Source organism: Cytobacillus firmus (assembly GCF_023715565.1).
Classification (GTDB): domain Bacteria; phylum Bacillota; class Bacilli; order Bacillales; family Cytobacillaceae; genus Cytobacillus; species Cytobacillus firmus_C.
Genome location: NZ_JAMBOJ010000051.1, coordinates 1 through 17,778 on the forward strand (window position 1 = coordinate 1; position 17,778 = coordinate 17,778).

General features: G+C 43.1%; 12 protein-coding genes, 20 tRNA genes and 2 rRNA genes. 30 read left to right on the forward strand and 4 right to left on the reverse strand.

The genetic code is table 11. From position 1 onward, the window contains the following. The 22 genes from M3205_RS18295 to M3205_RS18400 form a co-directional block, all read left to right on the forward strand. Nucleotides 1-157 (forward strand): 23S ribosomal RNA (locus tag M3205_RS18295); the annotation flags it as partial. 188 nt (nucleotides 158-345) lie between these two features. Then, nucleotides 346-462: ribosomal RNA gene (rrf, locus tag M3205_RS18300) — 5S ribosomal RNA — on the forward strand. 9 nt (nucleotides 463-471) lie between these two features. Beyond that, nucleotides 472-547, forward strand: a tRNA-Val gene (locus tag M3205_RS18305). Nucleotides 548-567: 20 nt separating this feature from the next. Further along, a tRNA-Thr gene (locus tag M3205_RS18310) sits at nucleotides 568-643 on the forward strand. A gap of 11 nt (nucleotides 644-654) precedes the next feature. Continuing rightward, nucleotides 655-730: transfer RNA gene (locus M3205_RS18315), tRNA-Lys, on the forward strand. A 16-nt stretch (nucleotides 731-746) separates the two neighbouring features. Further along, a tRNA-Leu gene (locus M3205_RS18320) sits at nucleotides 747-831 on the forward strand. An 8-nt stretch (nucleotides 832-839) separates the two neighbouring features. Then, a tRNA-Gly gene (locus M3205_RS18325) sits at nucleotides 840-914 on the forward strand. Nucleotides 915-920: 6 nt separating this feature from the next. After that, nucleotides 921-1,009, forward strand: a tRNA-Leu gene (locus M3205_RS18330). Nucleotides 1,010-1,024: 15 nt separating this feature from the next. Then, nucleotides 1,025-1,101 (forward strand) — tRNA-Arg (locus M3205_RS18335). A 5-nt stretch (nucleotides 1,102-1,106) separates the two neighbouring features. Continuing rightward, a tRNA-Pro gene (locus M3205_RS18340) sits at nucleotides 1,107-1,183 on the forward strand. Between the two features lie 8 nt (nucleotides 1,184-1,191). Then, a tRNA-Ala gene (locus M3205_RS18345) sits at nucleotides 1,192-1,267 on the forward strand. A 19-nt stretch (nucleotides 1,268-1,286) separates the two neighbouring features. Next, nucleotides 1,287-1,363: transfer RNA gene (locus M3205_RS18350), tRNA-Met, on the forward strand. 17 nt (nucleotides 1,364-1,380) lie between these two features. Next, nucleotides 1,381-1,457: transfer RNA gene (locus M3205_RS18355), tRNA-Ile, on the forward strand. A gap of 13 nt (nucleotides 1,458-1,470) precedes the next feature. After that, nucleotides 1,471-1,563, forward strand: a tRNA-Ser gene (locus tag M3205_RS18360). Between the two features lie 185 nt (nucleotides 1,564-1,748). Next, a tRNA-Met gene (locus tag M3205_RS18365) sits at nucleotides 1,749-1,822 on the forward strand. A 3-nt stretch (nucleotides 1,823-1,825) separates the two neighbouring features. After that, nucleotides 1,826-1,902, forward strand: a tRNA-Asp gene (locus M3205_RS18370). A 40-nt stretch (nucleotides 1,903-1,942) separates the two neighbouring features. Further along, nucleotides 1,943-2,018, forward strand: a tRNA-Phe gene (locus M3205_RS18375). 13 nt (nucleotides 2,019-2,031) lie between these two features. Continuing rightward, nucleotides 2,032-2,105 (forward strand) — tRNA-Gly (locus M3205_RS18380). 8 nt (nucleotides 2,106-2,113) lie between these two features. Further along, a tRNA-Ile gene (locus M3205_RS18385) sits at nucleotides 2,114-2,190 on the forward strand. A 13-nt stretch (nucleotides 2,191-2,203) separates the two neighbouring features. Continuing rightward, a tRNA-Asn gene (locus tag M3205_RS18390) sits at nucleotides 2,204-2,278 on the forward strand. A 5-nt stretch (nucleotides 2,279-2,283) separates the two neighbouring features. After that, a tRNA-Ser gene (locus M3205_RS18395) sits at nucleotides 2,284-2,374 on the forward strand. A gap of 4 nt (nucleotides 2,375-2,378) precedes the next feature. Next, nucleotides 2,379-2,450: transfer RNA gene (locus M3205_RS18400), tRNA-Glu, on the forward strand. Nucleotides 2,451-2,532: 82 nt separating this feature from the next. Here M3205_RS18400 and M3205_RS18405 read toward each other — a convergent pair. Continuing rightward, the gene (locus M3205_RS18405) at nucleotides 2,533-2,730 is read right to left on the reverse strand and encodes a hypothetical protein (RefSeq protein WP_251171215.1); all 198 of its coding nucleotides are present in this window, start codon (nucleotides 2,728-2,730) and stop codon (nucleotides 2,533-2,535) included. A 223-nt stretch (nucleotides 2,731-2,953) separates the two neighbouring features. On the opposite strand from M3205_RS18405, the gene glgB reads away from it, so the two are divergent. Genes glgB through M3205_RS18430 form a run of 5 tightly spaced genes read left to right on the forward strand, consistent with a single transcriptional unit; the run spans nucleotide 2,954 to nucleotide 10,920 of the window. Further along, entirely contained in the window at nucleotides 2,954-4,900 is a 1,947-nt protein-coding gene (gene glgB, locus M3205_RS18410) for a 1,4-alpha-glucan branching enzyme (protein ID WP_285886595.1), read from the forward strand. Beyond that, nucleotides 4,842-5,987, forward strand: coding sequence for a glucose-1-phosphate adenylyltransferase (locus tag M3205_RS18415; protein ID WP_251171217.1), 1,146 nt, complete (start codon nucleotides 4,842-4,844; stop codon nucleotides 5,985-5,987). Before glgB ends, M3205_RS18415 begins: the two co-directional genes overlap by 59 nt. 52 nt (nucleotides 5,988-6,039) lie before the next feature. After that, nucleotides 6,040-7,068, forward strand: a complete 1,029-nt coding sequence (locus M3205_RS18420; RefSeq protein WP_251171218.1) for a GlgC family sugar phosphate nucleotidyltransferase — start codon at nucleotides 6,040-6,042, stop codon at nucleotides 7,066-7,068. After that, a complete protein-coding gene (gene glgA, locus M3205_RS18425; RefSeq protein ID WP_251171219.1) occupies nucleotides 7,065-8,516 on the forward strand; it encodes a glycogen synthase GlgA in 1,452 nt (483 codons plus the stop codon). The genes M3205_RS18420 and glgA overlap by 4 nt, the downstream gene beginning before the upstream one ends. After that, the gene (locus M3205_RS18430) at nucleotides 8,506-10,920 is read left to right on the forward strand and encodes a glycogen/starch/alpha-glucan phosphorylase (protein ID WP_251171220.1); all 2,415 of its coding nucleotides are present in this window, start codon (nucleotides 8,506-8,508) and stop codon (nucleotides 10,918-10,920) included. Before glgA ends, M3205_RS18430 begins: the two co-directional genes overlap by 11 nt. Before the next feature lie 46 nt (nucleotides 10,921-10,966). Here M3205_RS18430 and M3205_RS18435 read toward each other — a convergent pair whose 3' ends face one another. Further along, entirely contained in the window at nucleotides 10,967-11,815 is an 849-nt protein-coding gene (locus tag M3205_RS18435; protein WP_251171221.1) for a dimethylarginine dimethylaminohydrolase family protein, read from the reverse strand. Between the two features lie 154 nt (nucleotides 11,816-11,969). Here M3205_RS18435 and M3205_RS18440 point away from each other — a divergent pair, with 154 nt between their 5' ends. Then, nucleotides 11,970-12,182 carry a hypothetical protein gene (locus M3205_RS18440; RefSeq protein WP_251171222.1) on the forward strand — a complete coding sequence of 71 codons (213 nt, stop codon included), beginning with the start codon at nucleotides 11,970-11,972 and terminating at the stop codon, nucleotides 12,180-12,182. A gap of 66 nt (nucleotides 12,183-12,248) precedes the next feature. Here the strand turns inward: M3205_RS18440 and M3205_RS18445 are convergent, their stop codons facing one another. After that, the gene (locus M3205_RS18445; protein ID WP_251171223.1) at nucleotides 12,249-13,013 is read right to left on the reverse strand and encodes a TraR/DksA C4-type zinc finger protein; all 765 of its coding nucleotides are present in this window, start codon (nucleotides 13,011-13,013) and stop codon (nucleotides 12,249-12,251) included. Nucleotides 13,014-13,308: 295 nt separating this feature from the next. Continuing rightward, nucleotides 13,309-14,241 carry a 1,4-dihydroxy-2-naphthoate polyprenyltransferase gene (locus tag M3205_RS18450; protein ID WP_251171224.1) on the reverse strand — a complete coding sequence of 311 codons (933 nt, stop codon included), beginning with the start codon at nucleotides 14,239-14,241 and terminating at the stop codon, nucleotides 13,309-13,311. A gap of 384 nt (nucleotides 14,242-14,625) precedes the next feature. On the opposite strand from M3205_RS18450, the gene M3205_RS18455 reads away from it, so the two are divergent. Together M3205_RS18455 and menD are read left to right on the forward strand one after the other, a co-directional pair. Further along, nucleotides 14,626-16,035: an isochorismate synthase gene (locus tag M3205_RS18455; protein WP_251171225.1), complete on the forward strand. Its 1,410-nt coding sequence runs from the start codon at nucleotides 14,626-14,628 to the stop codon at nucleotides 16,033-16,035. Next, complete coding sequence (gene menD / locus M3205_RS18460) at nucleotides 16,032-17,777, forward strand: 2-succinyl-5-enolpyruvyl-6-hydroxy-3-cyclohexene-1-carboxylic-acid synthase (protein ID WP_251171226.1); 1,746 nt, start codon at nucleotides 16,032-16,034, stop codon at nucleotides 17,775-17,777. Before M3205_RS18455 ends, menD begins: the two co-directional genes overlap by 4 nt. Nucleotide 17,778 lies beyond the last annotated feature (1 nt).

The following is a 17,778-nucleotide window of genomic DNA, read 5'->3' on the forward strand; positions in this document are numbered from 1 at the left end:
GCTGAAAGCATCTAAGCATGAAGCCCCCCTCGAGATGAGATTTCCCATAGCGTCAAGCTAGTAAGATCCCTGAAAGATGATCAGGTTGATAGGTCAGAGGTGGAAGCGTGGCGACATGTGGAGCTGACTGATACTAATCGATCGAGGACTTAACCAAAACGAAAAGCGGAGGCGACTGTTCAACTTCGAGAGACGTTAGGAGCCGAAGCTAGACAAGTCCTATTGGTGAATACTCGGCAAAATTCTTCTTCATACATTATCTAGTTTTGAGGGAACGAAAAAATGAAATTTCCTCTTGAAAAATCCTGAAAAGACGATATAATAAAACTTGTCTTTGAAAAATAGTCTGGTGGCGATAGCGAGAAGGTCACACCCGTTCCCATACCGAACACGGAAGTTAAGCTTCTCAGCGCCGATGGTAGTTAGGGGCTGTCCCCTTGTAAGAGTAGGACGCTGCCGGGCATTAATAATGGAGGATTAGCTCAGCTGGGAGAGCATCTGCCTTACAAGCAGAGGGTCGGCGGTTCGATCCCGTCATCCTCCACCATTAATTTAAATGTACAAGCTGCCGGTGTAGCTCAATTGGTAGAGCAACTGACTTGTAATCAGTAGGTTGGGGGTTCAAGTCCTCTCGCCGGCACCATTTTCTTCAACGAGCCATTAGCTCAGTCGGTAGAGCATCTGACTTTTAATCAGAGGGTCGAAGGTTCGAGTCCTTCATGGCTCACCATTTTTAATTTCATATTGCGGGTGTGGCGGAATTGGCAGACGCACCAGACTTAGGATCTGGCGCCGCAAGGCGTGGGGGTTCGACTCCCTTCACCCGCACCATTATTTTTGCGGAAGTAGTTCAGTGGTAGAACATCACCTTGCCAAGGTGGGGGTCGCGGGTTCGAATCCCGTCTTCCGCTCCATTTATTGCCGGGGTGGCGGAACTGGCAGACGCACAGGACTTAAAATCCTGCGGTAGGTGACTACCGTACCGGTTCGATTCCGGTCCTCGGCACCAGTAGAATTTAATATTGCGCCCGTAGCTCAATTGGATAGAGCGTTTGACTACGGATCAAAAGGTTAGGGGTTCGACTCCTCTCGGGCGCGCCATATTACGGGGAGTAGCTCAGCTTGGTAGAGCACTTGGTTTGGGACCAAGGGGTCGCAGGTTCGAATCCTGTCTTCCCGACCATTAATTTTGGGGCCTTAGCTCAGCTGGGAGAGCGCCTGCTTTGCACGCAGGAGGTCAGCGGTTCGATCCCGCTAGGCTCCACCATAATTATATTCACTATTTTGGCGGTGTAGCTCAGCTGGCTAGAGCGTACGGTTCATACCCGTGAGGTCGGGGGTTCGATCCCCTCCGCCGCTACCATTTTACTAAACGATGCTGGACCTTTAGCTCAGCTGGTTAGAGCAGACGGCTCATAACCGTCCGGTCGTAGGTTCGAGTCCTACAAGGTCCACCACTTTCTTTTATACGGAGGAATACCCAAGTCCGGCTGAAGGGATCGGTCTTGAAAACCGACAGGCGGGTCAAACCGCGCAGGGGTTCGAATCCCCTTTCCTCCTCCATATTTTATTTTAATAATATTGTCGCGGGGTGGAGCACGCCCGAGTAAGCTTCGAAGGAATTACTTCAGCGCACCGATTGAGTTGCTACTTGAATAATCTTTCTGAAATCGGGGCGGTTACATCATTGAATCAGCTGCGATGAAATGCTTGATGTGAGCATAGAAAAATCACATAAATAATATTATCGCGGGGTGGAGCAGTCCGGTAGCTCGTCGGGCTCATAACCCGAAGGTCGCAGGTTCAAATCCTGCCCCCGCAATCCGGTCCGGTAGTTCAGTTGGTTAGAATGCCTGCCTGTCACGCAGGAGGTCGCGGGTTCGAGTCCCGTCCGGACCGCCATTTTTACAAGAAATGTTATTTAGGCAATATAACTCAATATGGCTCAGTAGCTCAGTCGGTAGAGCAAAGGACTGAAAATCCTTGTGTCGGCGGTTCGATTCCGTCCTGAGCCACCATTTAAAATTTTATGCGGGTGTAGTTTAGTGGTAAAACCTCAGCCTTCCAAGCTGATGATGAGGGTTCGATTCCCTTCACCCGCTCCAACACATATGGGCCTATAGCTCAGCTGGTTAGAGCGCACGCCTGATAAGCGTGAGGTCGATGGTTCGAGTCCATTTAGGCCCACCATTTTAATTATTGTTCCGCAGTAGCTCAGTGGTAGAGCATTCGGCTGTTAACCGAACGGTCGTAGGTTCGAATCCTACCTGCGGAGCCATATATGGGGAAGTACTCAAGTGGCTGAAGAGGCGCCCCTGCTAAGGGTGTAGGTCGGGCAACCGGCGCGAGGGTTCAAATCCCTCCTTCTCCGCCATATTGGCCCCTTGGTCAAGCGGTTAAGACACCGCCCTTTCACGGCGGTAACACGGGTTCGAATCCCGTAGGGGTCATATAAAAAAGCTGTCAACAATTTGTTGGCAGCTTTTTTGTTGTCTTTGTGCAGATTCCTTTTACGTTCCGTCCACTCTCTATTTAATCAAATTTCACTTCATCCCTGCTTAATTTATTGCCTGGATTATTCAGATCAATTTCAGAAGTTATCCCCGTAGAGGGACCTCTAAACATATCGCCGGTGGCCATAATCTTTCCATCCGGTGCTTCAAATAGCGGAATTTTTATTTCCTTTTTGGAAGCCTCATTCAACAAAAACTCCTCTTCTTTATTGCTCAAAATATTATTCTCCTTTCATTTCTTACTTGCATACTTTGTTTTATTTTGTCTAATTTTCCCGGAGATTATGTCGTAGACTGTAAAAATGGGCAAAATGCTGTCGTTTATTAGCAGAATATGAACATTGTTGTCATAAAATTAAAAAAACTTTTTCAAGGACTTTTCCCAAGTGCACCGAATATAACAGGAAAGTCAAAAGAAACGAGACTGGATGGGGAGAAGGATGGTAATGAAAACTTTGTTTCCAACCGATTTTCAGCTGCATTTGTTCCATGAAGGGACGCTTTATGAGAGTCACCAGTTATTTGGTGCACATGTAATTTCAATCGGAGGAAAAGTGTTTACCCGTTTTTGTGTCTGGGCACCGAATGCTGAAATTATCAGATTAGTCGGTGATTTCAATGATTGGAATGGAGAAGGCTATACCTTACATAGAGTGAATAATGAAGGTGTCTGGATTATTCAGCTTGATGGAGACATGGAAGGTGCCTTGTATAAGTATGAAATTACAACAAAGAAAGGAGAGCGGTTATTAAAGGCTGATCCTTATAGCTTTTTTTCAGAAGTAAGGCCGAATACAGCATCTAAAGTATATTCGCTGGACGGTTATCAGTGGAATGACGGTAAATGGATGCAAAAAAAAGAAAAGAAGCCAATTTTTACAGAGCCTGCTGTCATTTATGAGGTCCATCTTAGTTCGTGGAAGCAAAAAGAATCGGGTAGTCTCTACACGTACCGGGAGCTTGCAGGTGAATTAATACCATATGTGGTGGAGCATGGGTTTACACATATAGAATTGCTTCCTCTAATTGAGCATCCGCTCGACGCTTCCTGGGGCTATCAGGGAACAGGCTATTACTCGGTTACCAGCCGTTATGGCAGTCCGCATGATTTTATGTATTTTGTTGATCAATGCCACCAGCATGGTGTTGGGGTAATTCTGGACTGGGTGCCCGGACACTTCTGCAAAGATGCCCATGGTCTCTATCAGTTTGATGGCTCGTATTTGTATGAGTATGAAACTGAAGGAGACAGAGAGAACCGGGTATGGGGCACCGCCAATTTTGATCTCGGCAAAAATGAAGTGCAGAGTTTTCTTATTTCCAACGCTGTTTTTTGGATGGAGAAATACCATATTGACGGCTTCAGGGTTGATGCGGTTGCTAATATGATTTATTGGCCGAACCGGGATGGAAAAACAGAAAACCCGTTTGGTACCGGTTTTCTGCAAAACCTCAATAAAGTGGTTTCACAATATGATTCTTCCTTTCTCATGATGGCAGAGGATTCAACAGACTGGCCGCAAGTGACTGCACCAGTTCAATATGGGGGGCTGGGCTTTCATTACAAGTGGAATATGGGCTGGATGAATGACGTCCTTACATATATGGAAACAGAACCCGAGAGGCGATCTGTTGTCCATGGAAAAATGACATTTTCGCTTTTGTATGCTTTTACAGAGAACTTCATCCTGCCTTTTTCACATGATGAAGTTGTCCATGGGAAAAAATCGCTTCTGGATAAAATGCCGGGGGATTACTGGCAAAAGTTCGCCCAATACAGGCTCCTGCTAGGCTACATGATTGCCCATCCAGGCAAGAAGCTTCTTTTCATGGGGAGTGAGCTCGGGCAGTTTTCCGAATGGAAAGATAAAGGTCAGCTTGATTGGCATCTGCTGGATTACGAGATGCATCAAAAAGCCAATGATTATGTAAAAGAATTAATAAAGGTATATAAACGTTCCAAGCCTCTTTTTGAGCTTGATCACCTTCAGGAGGGCTTTGAATGGATAGATTGTCATAATTCGGACCAGTCCATCTTCTCTTTTATCAGGAAAGGCTCCAAAGAGGATGATTATCTCGTGATTGTCTGTAATTTTACACCGGCTATATATCCCAAATACCGTATAGGCGTACCAAACTTGGGATCTTATCGGGAAATCTTTAACAGTGACAATGAGAGTTTTGGAGGATCAAATCGCACCAATAAGAGGGTCCTTAAGAGTGAGGAAATTGAGTTTCATGGCAAGCCGTTCAGTTTGGAAATGTCTATTCCGCCATTTGGCATTTCAATATTACGCCCTGTAAAACATCGGAAGGAGAGGAAGGAAAATGGGAAAGAAAAAATGCGTCGCAATGCTCTTAGCAGGAGGGAAAGGGAGCAGGCTTAGCTCTCTGACTAAAAGCCTGGCGAAACCGGCAGTTCCTTTTGGAGGAAAGTATAGGATCATTGATTTTACATTGAGTAATTGCACCAATTCCGGAATTGATACAGTCGGTGTTTTGACACAATACCAGCCACTAGTTCTGAATTCGTATATTGGCATAGGCAGCGCATGGGATCTTGATAGAAAGAACGGCGGTGTGACAGTGCTGCCCCCTTACAGCGAATCATCGGAAGTCAAATGGTATACGGGAACAGCCAGTGCCATATATCAGAACCTCAATTATCTAAAGCAATATGATCCAGAATATGTCCTGATCTTATCCGGTGACCATATTTATAAAATGAATTATGAGCTAATGCTTAAATATCATATTGAAAAAGGCGCGGATGCCACAATTTCAGTAATTGAAGTGCCTTGGCCGGAGGCAAGCAGATTCGGCATCATGTACACGGATGAGGAAATGCGGGTCGCAGAATTTGAGGAGAAACCTTCAAATCCGAAAAATAATCTGGCCTCCATGGGAATATATATATTTAATTGGTCTGTTTTAAAGGAATATCTGGAAATGGATGACCGCAATCCGGAATCAAGCCATGACTTTGGGAAGGATATCATTCCATTAATGCTTGATGAAAATAAAAAGCTGTTCGCTTACCCCTTCAATGGCTACTGGAAAGATGTCGGTACAGTCAAGAGCCTGTGGGAAGCCAATATGGATTTACTGGATGATGAATGCGAACTGAATCTTTTTGATCATGATTGGCGGATTTATTCGGTGAATCCGAATCACCATCCACAGTATATTTCAACTCAAGCTGAGGTTGTAGAGTCTTTGATAAATGAAGGCTGTAGGGTTGAGGGAGAAGTTGAAAAGTCAGTGCTTTTTCAAGGAGTTCTGGTTGGGAAGAATACGGTGATCCGAGAATCGGTCATCATGCCTGATGCTGTGATTGGCGAAAATGTCTATATTGAAAAGGCGATAGTGCCAAGCGGAATGACCATACCTGACGGCTTTGTGATTAGTGCTTCCGAAGAGGATGATGAAATTATTCTGATAACAGAGGAAATGATACAGGGAATTTATTCTTAATATACAGCTGGATGCCGAAATGGCGGCTGGCCAATTAAATGGAGGGAATGTCATGAAGAAGAGAATGCTTGGTGTGATAGATGCAACAACCTACCATGAGGATTTAGAGGAATTGACAGTACACAGATCGCTCGCAGCTGTTCCGTTTGCTGGCCGCTACAGGCTGATCGATTTTGTTCTCTCCAATATGGTCAACTCGGATATTGAGAGTGTAGCCATCTTTCCAAAGTATCAATATCGCTCTTTAATGGATCACCTTGGCTCAGGTAAGAACTGGGACTTAAATAGAAAAAGGGATGGACTTTTCTTCTTCCCGTCTCCTTTATTGGATAGCCCAAGTAAAGGGATCGGATCTTTCAATCACTTTGCTGCTAATTTGGATTATTTTTATCGCAGCAAACAGGAGTATGCATTGATTTCAAACTGCTTTACTGTTTTTAATATGGATTTCAGGCCTGTTCTGGATAGACATATTATGACGGGGTGTGATATTACAGTTGTTCGCCAGGATGGACGTTCCCTAGAAATGTACCTGGTAAAAACTTCGTTGCTTATTAGTTTAATAGAAAATAGAAACGAAACTGGATACACATGCATGAGTGATGTAGTTACAGATATCCACCATTCGTACACGATATGCAATTATGAATATACCGGCTTGGCTGTTATGATTGATTCCATTGAAAATTACTTTGCTGCAAGCATTGGGCTATTGGAACCAGAGGCATGGAAAAATATTTTTCTGCGCAGCCAGCCTATTTATACAAAAGTAAAAGATGAACCGCCAACCCGTTATGTAAAAGGGGCGAGCGCAAAGAATTCGATGATTGCAAATGGATGCATGATTGAAGGAACAGTCGAGAACAGCATAATCTCCCGCGGCGTCAAAATTGGCAGGGGCTCCGTTGTGAAAAATTGTATAATCATGCAAAAATCCCAAATTGGAGAGAACTGTGTTTTAGACTCTGTTATTTTAGATAAAGATGTAAAGGTAGAATCCGATGCCAGAATTGAGGGAAGAAGTGAAATGCCCCAGGTAATTCTCAAAGGTACCGTACAAGGAGCGATGATGAACTCGTGAAAGTATTGTTTGCTGTTTCTGAATGTGTTCCATTCGTGAAATCCGGTGGTCTTGCCGACGTTGCCGGTTCACTTCCGAAAGAGCTTGCCAAACAGGGGACTGATGTACGGGTGATGCTTCCGAAGTATGGTTCCATTTCAGATGACATAAAAAAGAAGATGGCTAAAAAGTGCGAGTTTACAGTCCAAGTAGGCTGGAGAAACCAGTATTGCGGAATTGAAGAACTGGTGCACCAGGGAATCACATTCTATTTTGTGGATAATGAATATTACTTCAACCGTGAAAAATTATACGGCTACTTTGACGATGGAGAGAGGTTTGCCTATTTTAACCGGGCCGTGCTGGATGCTCTTCAGCATATTGATTACTGTCCGGATGTTATTCACAGCCATGATTGGCATACTGGGATGATTCCTTTTTTGCTCAGGGTTGAGTATCGTGCGAAAAAGGGGTATGAATTTATTCGTACAGTCTTCACCATCCATAACCTGCAATTTCAGGGGATTATGCCAGGAACTGCTTTAGGAGACCTATTAGGGCTTGACTATAGCCATTTCCATCCGGATAAGCTAGAATTCTTCGGAAATATCAATTTCATGAAGGGTGGACTTGTCGCTGCTGATAAAATTACGACAGTCAGCCCTACATATAAAGATGAAATACAAACGAAATATTACGGTGAGAAGTTGCATGGTTTGCTGAAACGCCGGGCTTGTGACCTGGAAGGAATCTTAAATGGGATTGATGATGATTTTTATAATCCTGAAAAGGATCCCTATATAAAAGAGAACTATATTGCTGAAAAGCTGCAAATTAAAAAAGTGAATAAAGTTCATCTTCAGAAAAAATTCGGCCTCCCGGTGAAGGAAGAGGTTCCTTTAATAGCTATGGTGACGAGACTGACAAAGCAAAAGGGGCTGGACCTTGTGAAATGTGTGTTTCATGAGCTTATGCAGGATGATGTTCAAGTCCTGATTCTGGGTACTGGAGCACCTGAGTTTGAGCAATTTTTCAGGGAGATGGAAGCGGGTTACCCGGATAAGTGCAAAGCATATATCGGATTTGATGAAGGGCTTGCACATGAATTCTACGCAGGATCCGATTTATTCTTAATGCCTTCACAATTTGAGCCCTGCGGGTTAGGGCAGATGATTGCGATGAGATATGGGTCCATTCCCATCGTCAGGGAAACAGGCGGGTTGAATGACACTGTTCATTCTTACAATGAATACACGGGAGAAGGAAATGGTTTTTCCTTCAGCCATTTTAATGCCCATGACATGCTGTTCACTATTAGAAGAGCACTAAGTTTTTACAGTGACAGCAAAGCATGGGAGAAGATTATGTTAAATGCGATGGGTATGGATAACAGCTGGGCACAATCTGCTTTCAAATATAACCAGCTGTATGCAGGCCTGGTTTCAAGGAGTGAAAGCCATGTTTTCTGATCGCGATGAGTTTAAAGAGGAATTCCTGAAGAAGCTGGAGATGACCTGCGGAAAAAGCTTCGGCGAAAGCACGGAAAGAGATCATTACTTCACACTCGGAAATATGATCAGGGAACATGTGAGCACAGAGTGGATCAATACAAATGAGCGGTACCGCATCGACCGTGAAAAACAGGTATATTACTTATCCATTGAGTTTTTATTAGGGCGTCTTCTTCATCATAATCTGATAAACTTGGGAATTGAGGAAATTGTAAAAGATGGCCTGGCAGACTTGGGCATTGACCTCAATCGCCTTGAAGAAATCGAAGCAGATGCAGGGCTTGGAAACGGGGGACTAGGACGCCTGGCAGCTTGCTTTATGGACTCGCTGGCATCCTTAAACCTTCCCGGACACGGCTTTGGGATTCGTTATAAGCATGGCCTATTTGAACAGAAAATTGTGAATGGCTATCAGGTGGAGCTTCCGGAGCAGTGGCTTCGGAACGGCCATGTCTGGGAAGTTCGAAAAGCCGACCTGGCAATTGAAGTTCCTTTTTGGGGGAAAGTAGAAACTGCAGAGGAAAACGGCAGACTTGTATTCCACCATGTGAATGCTGAAACAATTTCGGCTGTTCCTTACGATATGCCTGTAGTTGGGTATAAAACAGATACAATTAATACTCTTAGGCTTTGGAATGCTGAGCCATCTCCGTATCCTGTAAATCATGATATTTTAAAATATAAGCGGGAAACCGAATCGGTTTCCGAGTTTCTCTATCCTGATGATACCCATGATGAGGGGAAGATTCTGAGGCTTAAGCAGCAATACTTTCTTGTTTCGGCCAGTATACGTTCCATTGTGCGCTCTTATCGAAAGCAGCATACCAGTTTAAGAGATTTCCATGAATATGTGAGCATTCATATCAATGATACACATCCGGTGCTCGCTATTCCTGAACTTATGAGAATCTTGCTGGATGAAGAAGGATTGGGCTGGGAGGAAGCGTGGGATATTACAGTCAGAACGATTGCCTATACGAATCATACAACCCTTTCAGAGGCTTTGGAAAAATGGCCTATACGCATTTTCAAGCCGCTGCTGCCGCGTATTTATATGATTGTGGAAGAAATCAATGAGCGCTTTTGCCGCGAGCTTTGGGACAGATACCCGGGTGACTGGAAACGGATTGAGGATATGGCGATTATCGCACATGACCAGGTTAAGATGGCTCACCTTGCCCTTGTCGGCAGCTCTAGTGTTAATGGCGTTGCCGCCCTTCATACGGAGATCTTAAAAAAGCGGGAAATGAATCTGTTTTATGAAATTTTCCCGGAGAAATTTAATAATAAAACCAATGGGATTACCCATAGAAGATGGCTCCTGAAAGCAAATCCGCTTCTATCTGATCTTATCAATGAGAGCATTGGGGCTGGCTGGATTCGGGAACCGGAGAAACTTCGCGAACTGGCAGACTTTAAGAATGATAGAGCTTTCCTTGATCAGCTGCATCAGGTTAAGCAATTGAACAAGGAAAGATTGGCGAAGCTCATTCTGGAGCAGCAGGGCATTATGGTTGATTCGTCTTCCATTTTTGACATTCAGGTTAAGCGTCTGCATGCATATAAACGCCAGCTGTTAAATATTCTTCATGTTATGCATTTATACAATAGGCTAAAGGAAGATTCAGAGTTCCGCATGCACCCGCGGACATTTATTTTTGGAGCAAAAGCATCCCCTGGCTATTACTATGCAAAGAAGATCATCAAATTAATTAATACCGTTGCGGCAAAGGTAAACAACGATCCGCAGACAAGTGATGTTCTAAAGGTAATCTTTCTTGAAAATTACCGGGTTTCGCTGGCCGAGGAAATTTTTCCTGCTGCAGATATCAGCGAGCAGATTTCTACAGCAAGCAAGGAAGCTTCCGGTACAGGGAATATGAAATTCATGATGAATGGCGCCCTGACAGTAGGAACACTGGATGGAGCCAATATTGAGATAAAAGAAAAAGCTGGAGATGACAACATCTTTATCTTTGGATTAACAGCAGATGAGGTCCTCAGCTATTACCAGAATGGCGGTTATAATTCCAGAGAGTATTACCATCATGATAAGAGAATCCGCCAGGTCACCGACCAGCTTGTGAATGGATTCTTACCGGATTCCGATGATGAGTTCGAGCCCATTTTTGATTCATTGCTGATGGAAAATGACCAATACTTTGTATTGAGGGATTTTGCTTCGTATGTGAATATCCAGAAAGAAGCTGGTAAGGCTTATGAAGATCGGGATCATTGGCTGAAAATGAGCTTAATGAACATTGCCGGCTCAGGCTATTTCTCAAGCGACCGCACAATTAGCGAATATGCGCGCGAAATCTGGAAAATCAAACCCGCTGGTGTTGAGATGATGAATAAGTAAAAAGAAGAACAGCCCTTCTTGTGAGAAGAGGCTGTTTTTTTGGTTATTAATGGGAACCCCGCCTAACCGGCATGGTGCAGCAGCGGAAGGCTCCTCCGGATTTGATGATTTCCGTAATATCCACCTCGATAACTTCGTAGCCTCTAGCCCTCAATTCTTTATTGACATTCTTATTAATTGGAAGACTGAAGATTTTTTTATTGCCAATGGAAAGAACGTTCGTTCCGAGTGTAAATTGCTCCTCTTCCGACACTTTTATTAAATCATAACGCGTTTCCAGCATTTTTACTTTTTCCCCATGAATCTCTCCTGGAAAAATAAGTGCTTCCTCCGGGGAAATGATATTAAATACACAATCAAGGTGAAGGTATGTATCAGTAAAGGGGACGGATACGACTTCATAATCAGTCATAAGGCTGCGGAGATGTTCAATTGCTTTCTCATGGGTCCGGCTGCTGACACCGGCATATATAGTACGGCCATCGATGAGAACATCGCCTCCTTCTATACGTTCACCCGTAAGGTTGTAAAAAGGAACTTGATTTACTTCCAGCCAGTGTTTCAGAATATTTTCCTCTCCCTGACGGATATCAGCTGCCATCTCGGCAACATACACCTTTTCTCCAAGCGTGAATCCGATATCACGGGTAAAAACCTGCTCAGGGTATGCTTCCAGCGGGGGCAGCAATACGACTTCGACTCCCTGATCTTCTAATGCACTGACAAAATGCCTGTGTTGCTTCATCGCCACATCGATGTTAATACCCTCATTTTCATAATGCTTCTGTGTTTCATTAATTGTATCCACTATCGTCATGTACTTCGGTTCACACAGCACCACCTGTTCAAGTTTGTCATATTCTGAAAAGCATGCTGCTTTCATTTGTGCGCACATAATGAACCTCCCAGCATATTAATCTAAAACTAATATTTCCTTTGTGAAGAAGTTTTACTCTGCAAAGTGACGATATTAACAATAATTTCCACTACAAAAAAGGTTTAAAAACCCTGATAATGAAATCATTAGATATAAAGGGGGTAGCTGTTAAGTGTACCAAATCGAGAGAGGATCTATAGAAGAAGTTTTGTTGCATCTTCAAAATATTGGACTGCAACTAAATGAATTCGAGAAAACAAGTGATTCTATTCCGGTGAAAAATTACAAAGAACTGCTGGAATTCAGCATCTCCATTGCCCGCCGCACAAACGATGTTTCTGATACTATCGATGAGATTATCCAGGATATCGAATCCAAACTATAAATATATAAGGGTATCTTATTTTGCCATTTGACATAAAAAAAGCGATGCAGCTGCATCGCTTTTACTTTAATCTTTATCTTTATTATCTTCATCTACATAGCCGTCTGTCTTATGATACGGCACATCGCCGAATGGCGCCTCGATGTCATTTTCATCCAGCATGGTTTCATATTCTTCCTGTTTCTTGGAAGGATAAATTTTTCGCTCCTTGACTTCAAGATCATTTCCGACAAATGTCTCATAATCTTCTGTAAACCCTTCGTCATCATGGCCTTCATTATAGAGGGAATTATAATCTTCATAGTCACCCTTTAAATCAGAGGGTGTCTCAGAAGTGCCAAAACGGGCAACTTCCTGAAAGCTGTCTTCATTATCTACTACTTCCCTGAATTGATGATGCTGAAAAGTATTCCCATGAGCAGGCTCAAGCACATCTTCTTCAACAGGACGGTCTCCCTGCACATTTTGCTCCGGACTATGATCCTTACAATAAAGGGTTGCCGGAAGCACTTCCAGCCGCTCGTATGGAATATCAGAACCGCACTCTTTGCATTTGCCGTATGAACCATCTTCAATTGCCTTTAGTGCAGCATTCACTTTATTGAGTTCGGAGTCATGATGCTCTTCTAGAGCAAAATCCTTTTCGCGTTCATAAAGTTCAGAACCCATATCTGCCGGATGGTTATCATACATGGATAGCTCGCCTACTGCTTCTCTGGCACTTGCACCTTCAAGACTTCCTTCTTTATTGCCCTGCAACTGGGACTCCAGTGATTCCTTTTCGTTATTTAATTCCTTTTTTAAAGCGCTGATCTGTTCGTTGGTCAACATAATATGTCACGTCCTTAGTTTTGATGAATTTTATAAAAGCCTGTTGATCTGATAGTCAAGCTTATAATAAAGCCGAGCTCTGACAGTTTTGCTCCGCCGGATATCAAATCTTAGTCCATATGGGTTTAGTATGGACCTAGTTTGCAAAATCATAACGGAAGAAGTAATTTTACGGCCTGCATCTTCCTTACATAAAAATTACCCGATAAAAATGGGATGAAACCAGGATGACGGTCTCTGTTGATTTTTTCCAAACAAAAAACCCCTGCCATAGAAGCAGAGGTTTATTACATGATTATAATAAATATCCTAGAAATAGGCCTACTGATAAAAGGAAGCCAAAGAATGTATTAGTCTGAGCAGTTGCTTTCATCGCTGGCATCATTTGCATCGGAAGTGTTTTGCCGATGAAGCCTTTCGTTGCTTTAATGGCCTTAGGGGCACTAAGGACAACGATAGCAAGCCATGGTGTTATGCTGCTCATGGCAATTAAGATGAAGACCCATGCATAAGACACGATGAACATACCTGCAAGCAGGTTAATTGCCCCTTTTTTTCCTAATAGGATAGCCAATGTTTTACGGCCGAATTCCTTGTCGCCATCCAGGTCTCTGATATTGTTGGCCAGCAGAATGGCACCAACAAGAATCAAAATAGGGAAAGAAACTAAAACACTTGTTGCGGTTACGGTTCCTGCCTGGATATAGAAAGAAATAAGAATGATCAGCATGCCCATGAAAAAGCCTGCGAATAATTCACCAAATGGTGTGTAGGCAATCGGGAGAGGACCGCCTGTATATAAATATCCTACTGCCATGGAGGCAAGTCCGATTGCTGCAATCCACCAGCTTGTATTCATGCAAATATAGAAACCAAGCAATATCGAAACCCCATAAAGCCCAAAGGCTAAATTCAGTACCGTTTTTGGTTTGATTCCTTCACGGACAATCGCTCCGCCAATTCCAACAGAGTCTTCCGTATCAAGCCCTCTCTTGAAATCGTAATATTCGTTAAACATATTAGTAGCAGCCTGTATCAGCAGACTTGCTGCCAGCATGGCAAAAAACAGGCTGAAATTTATTTCGGTAAGTTCCATTGCAAGAGCTGTTCCAAGTAAAACAGGAACAAAAGCAGCGGTCAAAGTATGCGGCCTGGTCAGCTGCCACCAGACTCTCCAGTTCTTTGAGCCCGAAGCAGGCGGAAAATTGGTCTGTGCTTGAGGTTGCATGATAACTCTCCCCTTATTTATCTATTCTGTATTGGTTTTAATCGTTGCATCATTCAAACTTGTTTATTTTAACTGATTTTCAGGGTAATGTCAAAGTAATCCTCATACGCCAACTATACCAAACACCTTAAGTTTAGGTAAATACGGAAGGAGTGTCAACGTATTATTGCCGTAAATTATACCGGTATTTTCCAATAACGCTGTAACGATACAGATATTTACAGTGAACCTGAGTTAATTGATATTATAGATGCCGAAAGTAAGCTATAATATAAAGGATACAAAAAGGAATGGCTGGATTGACATTCCTTGAATCACAGGTGTATCTTAGAATAAGTTTAAAGTAGGATAACGGCAATTTAAGCTGTTATTGGAGGGATTTTTTTGGTTACGATACAAGATACGGAACTAAAAGAAGGGATCCAGGAGGCGATTGAGAGGGCCAAAGCCTTATCAAAGCCTGTTTTAGTGAGTGAAGTGAAAAAAATAAATCATATAGACCCCCTTTCTTTTTATGCGGCAGGAAAGAGCCGTTTTTTTGGTGAACGCTTTTTCTGGAAGGATCCTTCCGATGAAGCTTATATAATCGGGCTGGGAATCTGCAGGCAGATCCAGTCAGACGAAAGTACAGACAGATTTAATCGGGTTGAAAAGGAATGGAAGCGTTTTATTAATAACAGTATTATTTATAACCCTTATAATGAAAATGCAACCGGGCCAGTGATGTTTGGCGGTTTTTCTTTTGACCCGCTGAAGCAGAAAACAAAACTCTGGTCGAAGTATTCCAATTCCCTTTTTCATGTGCCGGCTTATATGTACAGTGAAATGAATGGACAAGCTTTTTTGACAACAAATGTTGTCTGTACACAGCATGATAGTGAATCACTTTTTGAAAAGATAGCCGCTGAAAGAAGCATGCTAATAAGTTCAATTCATGATTATCATCCTGAGAGTGCAAACACTCTTCAGAAAGAAGCAGATATCAATCCCGAAAAATGGATGGAGACAGTTGATGAAATTGTTGATGAACTAAAATCAGGATCCCTATTAAAAAAGGTTGTGCTTGCGAGGGAATCCAGGCTCATTTATGAAAAGCCGATTGAGATAGAAAAGGTTCTTCAGAATCTGATGAAAATGCAGAGTGAAAGCTTTATATTTGCGTTTGAATCTAACGGTGACTGCTTTATTGGAGCCTCTCCTGAACGCCTTATAAAAAAATACGGAGAAAACGTATTTACAACTTGTCTGGCAGGTTCCATCCCCAGAGGCAAAACGGAAGAAGATGATCATATCCTTGGAGAAACGTTACTGAATGATCAAAAGAACTTGACTGAACATCAATATGTAGTGGATATGATAAAGGAAGCTATGGAAGAATCCTGTACAGAAGTTGAACTGCCCAATGAGCCGCAGCTGATGAAGATGCGGGATATTCAGCACCTATATACTCCTGTAATAGGAAAAACTAAGGAAGATGCTTCTCTTCTTGCCTTAGTTGACCGTCTTCACCCGACTCCTGCTCTTGGTGGCCTGCCTAAAAGACAAGCAGTAGAAAAAATCAGAGAAGCAGAAGAGTTGGATCGCGGTTTTTATGCTGCTCCATTAGGATGGATGGATTTTAGAGGAAATGGAGAATATGCTGTTGCAATAAGATCCGGTTTAATTCAGGGGAATGAGGCATCCTTATTTGCAGGCTGCGGAGTAGTACAGGATTCCAATGCCGAAAGCGAATACCAGGAAACAAAGATTAAATTACGGCCTTTGCTTACGGCTCTTGGGGGTTATAAAAAGTGAATCATCAGGAAGCTTTAACTTCATATATAGCCGCATTTGTGGCTGAATTAGTAAAAAGCGGGGTAGAGGATGTCGTGGTCAGTCCCGGCTCCCGTTCTACCCCAATGGCAATGGTAATGGCAGAGCATCCGGCGCTTCGTGTGCATATTCATGTAGACGAGCGTTCGGCTGCCTTTTTTGCGTTGGGAATAGCTAAAGCATCCCAGAAACCGGCAGCTTTACTGTGTACATCCGGAACAGCTGCTGCTAACTACTACCCGGCAATTGTAGAAGCCAGGTATTCTAGAGTTCCTCTAATTGTGCTAACAGCGGACCGGCCTCATGAACTAAGGGATGTAGGCGCTCCACAGGCAATCGATCAGATCCATTTGTATGGTAATAATGTAAAGTGGTTTGTTGAAATGGCCCCTCCCGAGAATTCTGCAGAAATGCTTCGTTATGCCCGGACGGTATGTGCGAGAGCTGCTTCCGCCGCAAAGAATTCGCCGGCTGGACCTGTTCATCTTAATTTTCCTTTCCGTGAGCCGCTAGTTCCGAAGTTGGATCGTGCTGATTTATTTGAGCTTAGTGAACGAACTGAAGGGTATGTAAATATTCAGGGTGGCAAGCTTTGTTTGCCTAACGAAGAGTATAAAGAAATGGCAAAGATCTTAAACTCTGCCCATAAAGGGATTATAATCTGCGGTCATCTGGAAAAATCCGGCTTTCCAGCTGCCGTTATTAAACTGGCGGAAAAGCTGAACTTTCCAATCATTGCCGATCCATTATCACAGTTGAGAAGCGGAATGCACGATGGCAGCTTCATTGTGGATGCATATGATACCTTTTTGAAAAATGACGAGGCAAAAAAAGCACTTAAGCCGGAAGTTATCATTCGCTTTGGTGCTATGCCTGTATCAAAGCCATTGTCCATTTTTATGAAAGAAAACAGTACTGCCCGGCAGATTATTGTTGATGGAGGCGGCGGCTGGCGTGATCCTTCACTGCTCTCGACCGAAATGATTCATTGCGATGAGCTGATGTTCTGTGAATCGGTCACGTCATATTTAAACACCTCAGACAATGATGAATTCATTGCGCTTTGGAAACAAATCAATGAACTTACAAGAGTGAAGCTTGCTGATATTAATGAAGCAGATGAAATGAGCGAGGGTAAATTGTTTTTTCAGCTTGCTGAAATGCTTCCGGAATGCTCAACCTTATTTGTAGGAAACAGTATGCCTATACGGGATCTGGATACTTTTTTCCATTTTAATCAAAAAGGCATTAAAGTAATGGCTAACAGGGGAGCAAATGGCATTGATGGCACTGTTTCAACTGCTCTTGGTGCCGGGATGGCTTCCCAGCCACTCTATCTTGCGCTCGGTGATTTAACCTTCTTTCATGATTTAAATGGATTAATTGCCTCTAAGCTGTATGGAATTGATATTAATATTTTGCTGATTAATAATAATGGAGGCGGAATCTTCTCATTTCTTCCTCAGGCGAATTACCCCAACAACTTTGAAAAATTGTTCGGAACACCACTGGATCTTGATTTCAGCCATGCCATTAAGATGTTTGGCGGACAATATGATTTAATATCAGATTGGGAACATTTTATTTCCGTCTTCATACGGAATATGGACATACCTGGCCTGAAGGTAATGGAAATTACGACAAATCGGGACAGGAATCTAACCGAGCATCGAGAATTGTGGAATTCTGTTTCCCGGGAAATAAGTCGATTGCTGGAAGGGTGAA

What these genes read in the sequence shown, in the direction of transcription:
- glgB (WP_285886595.1), top strand. Translation starts at nt 2,954, where the DNA reads ATGGTAATGAAAACTTTGTTTCCAACCGATTTTCAGCTGCATTTGTTC.
- M3205_RS18415 (WP_251171217.1), top strand. Translation starts at nt 4,842, where the DNA reads ATGGGAAAGAAAAAATGCGTCGCAATGCTCTTAGCAGGAGGGAAAGGG.
- M3205_RS18420 (WP_251171218.1), top strand. Translation starts at nt 6,040, where the DNA reads ATGAAGAAGAGAATGCTTGGTGTGATAGATGCAACAACCTACCATGAG.
- M3205_RS18430 (WP_251171220.1), top strand. Translation starts at nt 8,506, where the DNA reads ATGTTTTCTGATCGCGATGAGTTTAAAGAGGAATTCCTGAAGAAGCTG.
- M3205_RS18435 (WP_251171221.1), bottom strand. Translation starts at nt 11,815, where the DNA reads ATGTGCGCACAAATGAAAGCAGCATGCTTTTCAGAATATGACAAACTT.
- M3205_RS18445 (WP_251171223.1), bottom strand. Translation starts at nt 13,013, where the DNA reads ATGTTGACCAACGAACAGATCAGCGCTTTAAAAAAGGAATTAAATAAC.
- M3205_RS18450 (WP_251171224.1), bottom strand. Translation starts at nt 14,241, where the DNA reads ATGCAACCTCAAGCACAGACCAATTTTCCGCCTGCTTCGGGCTCAAAG.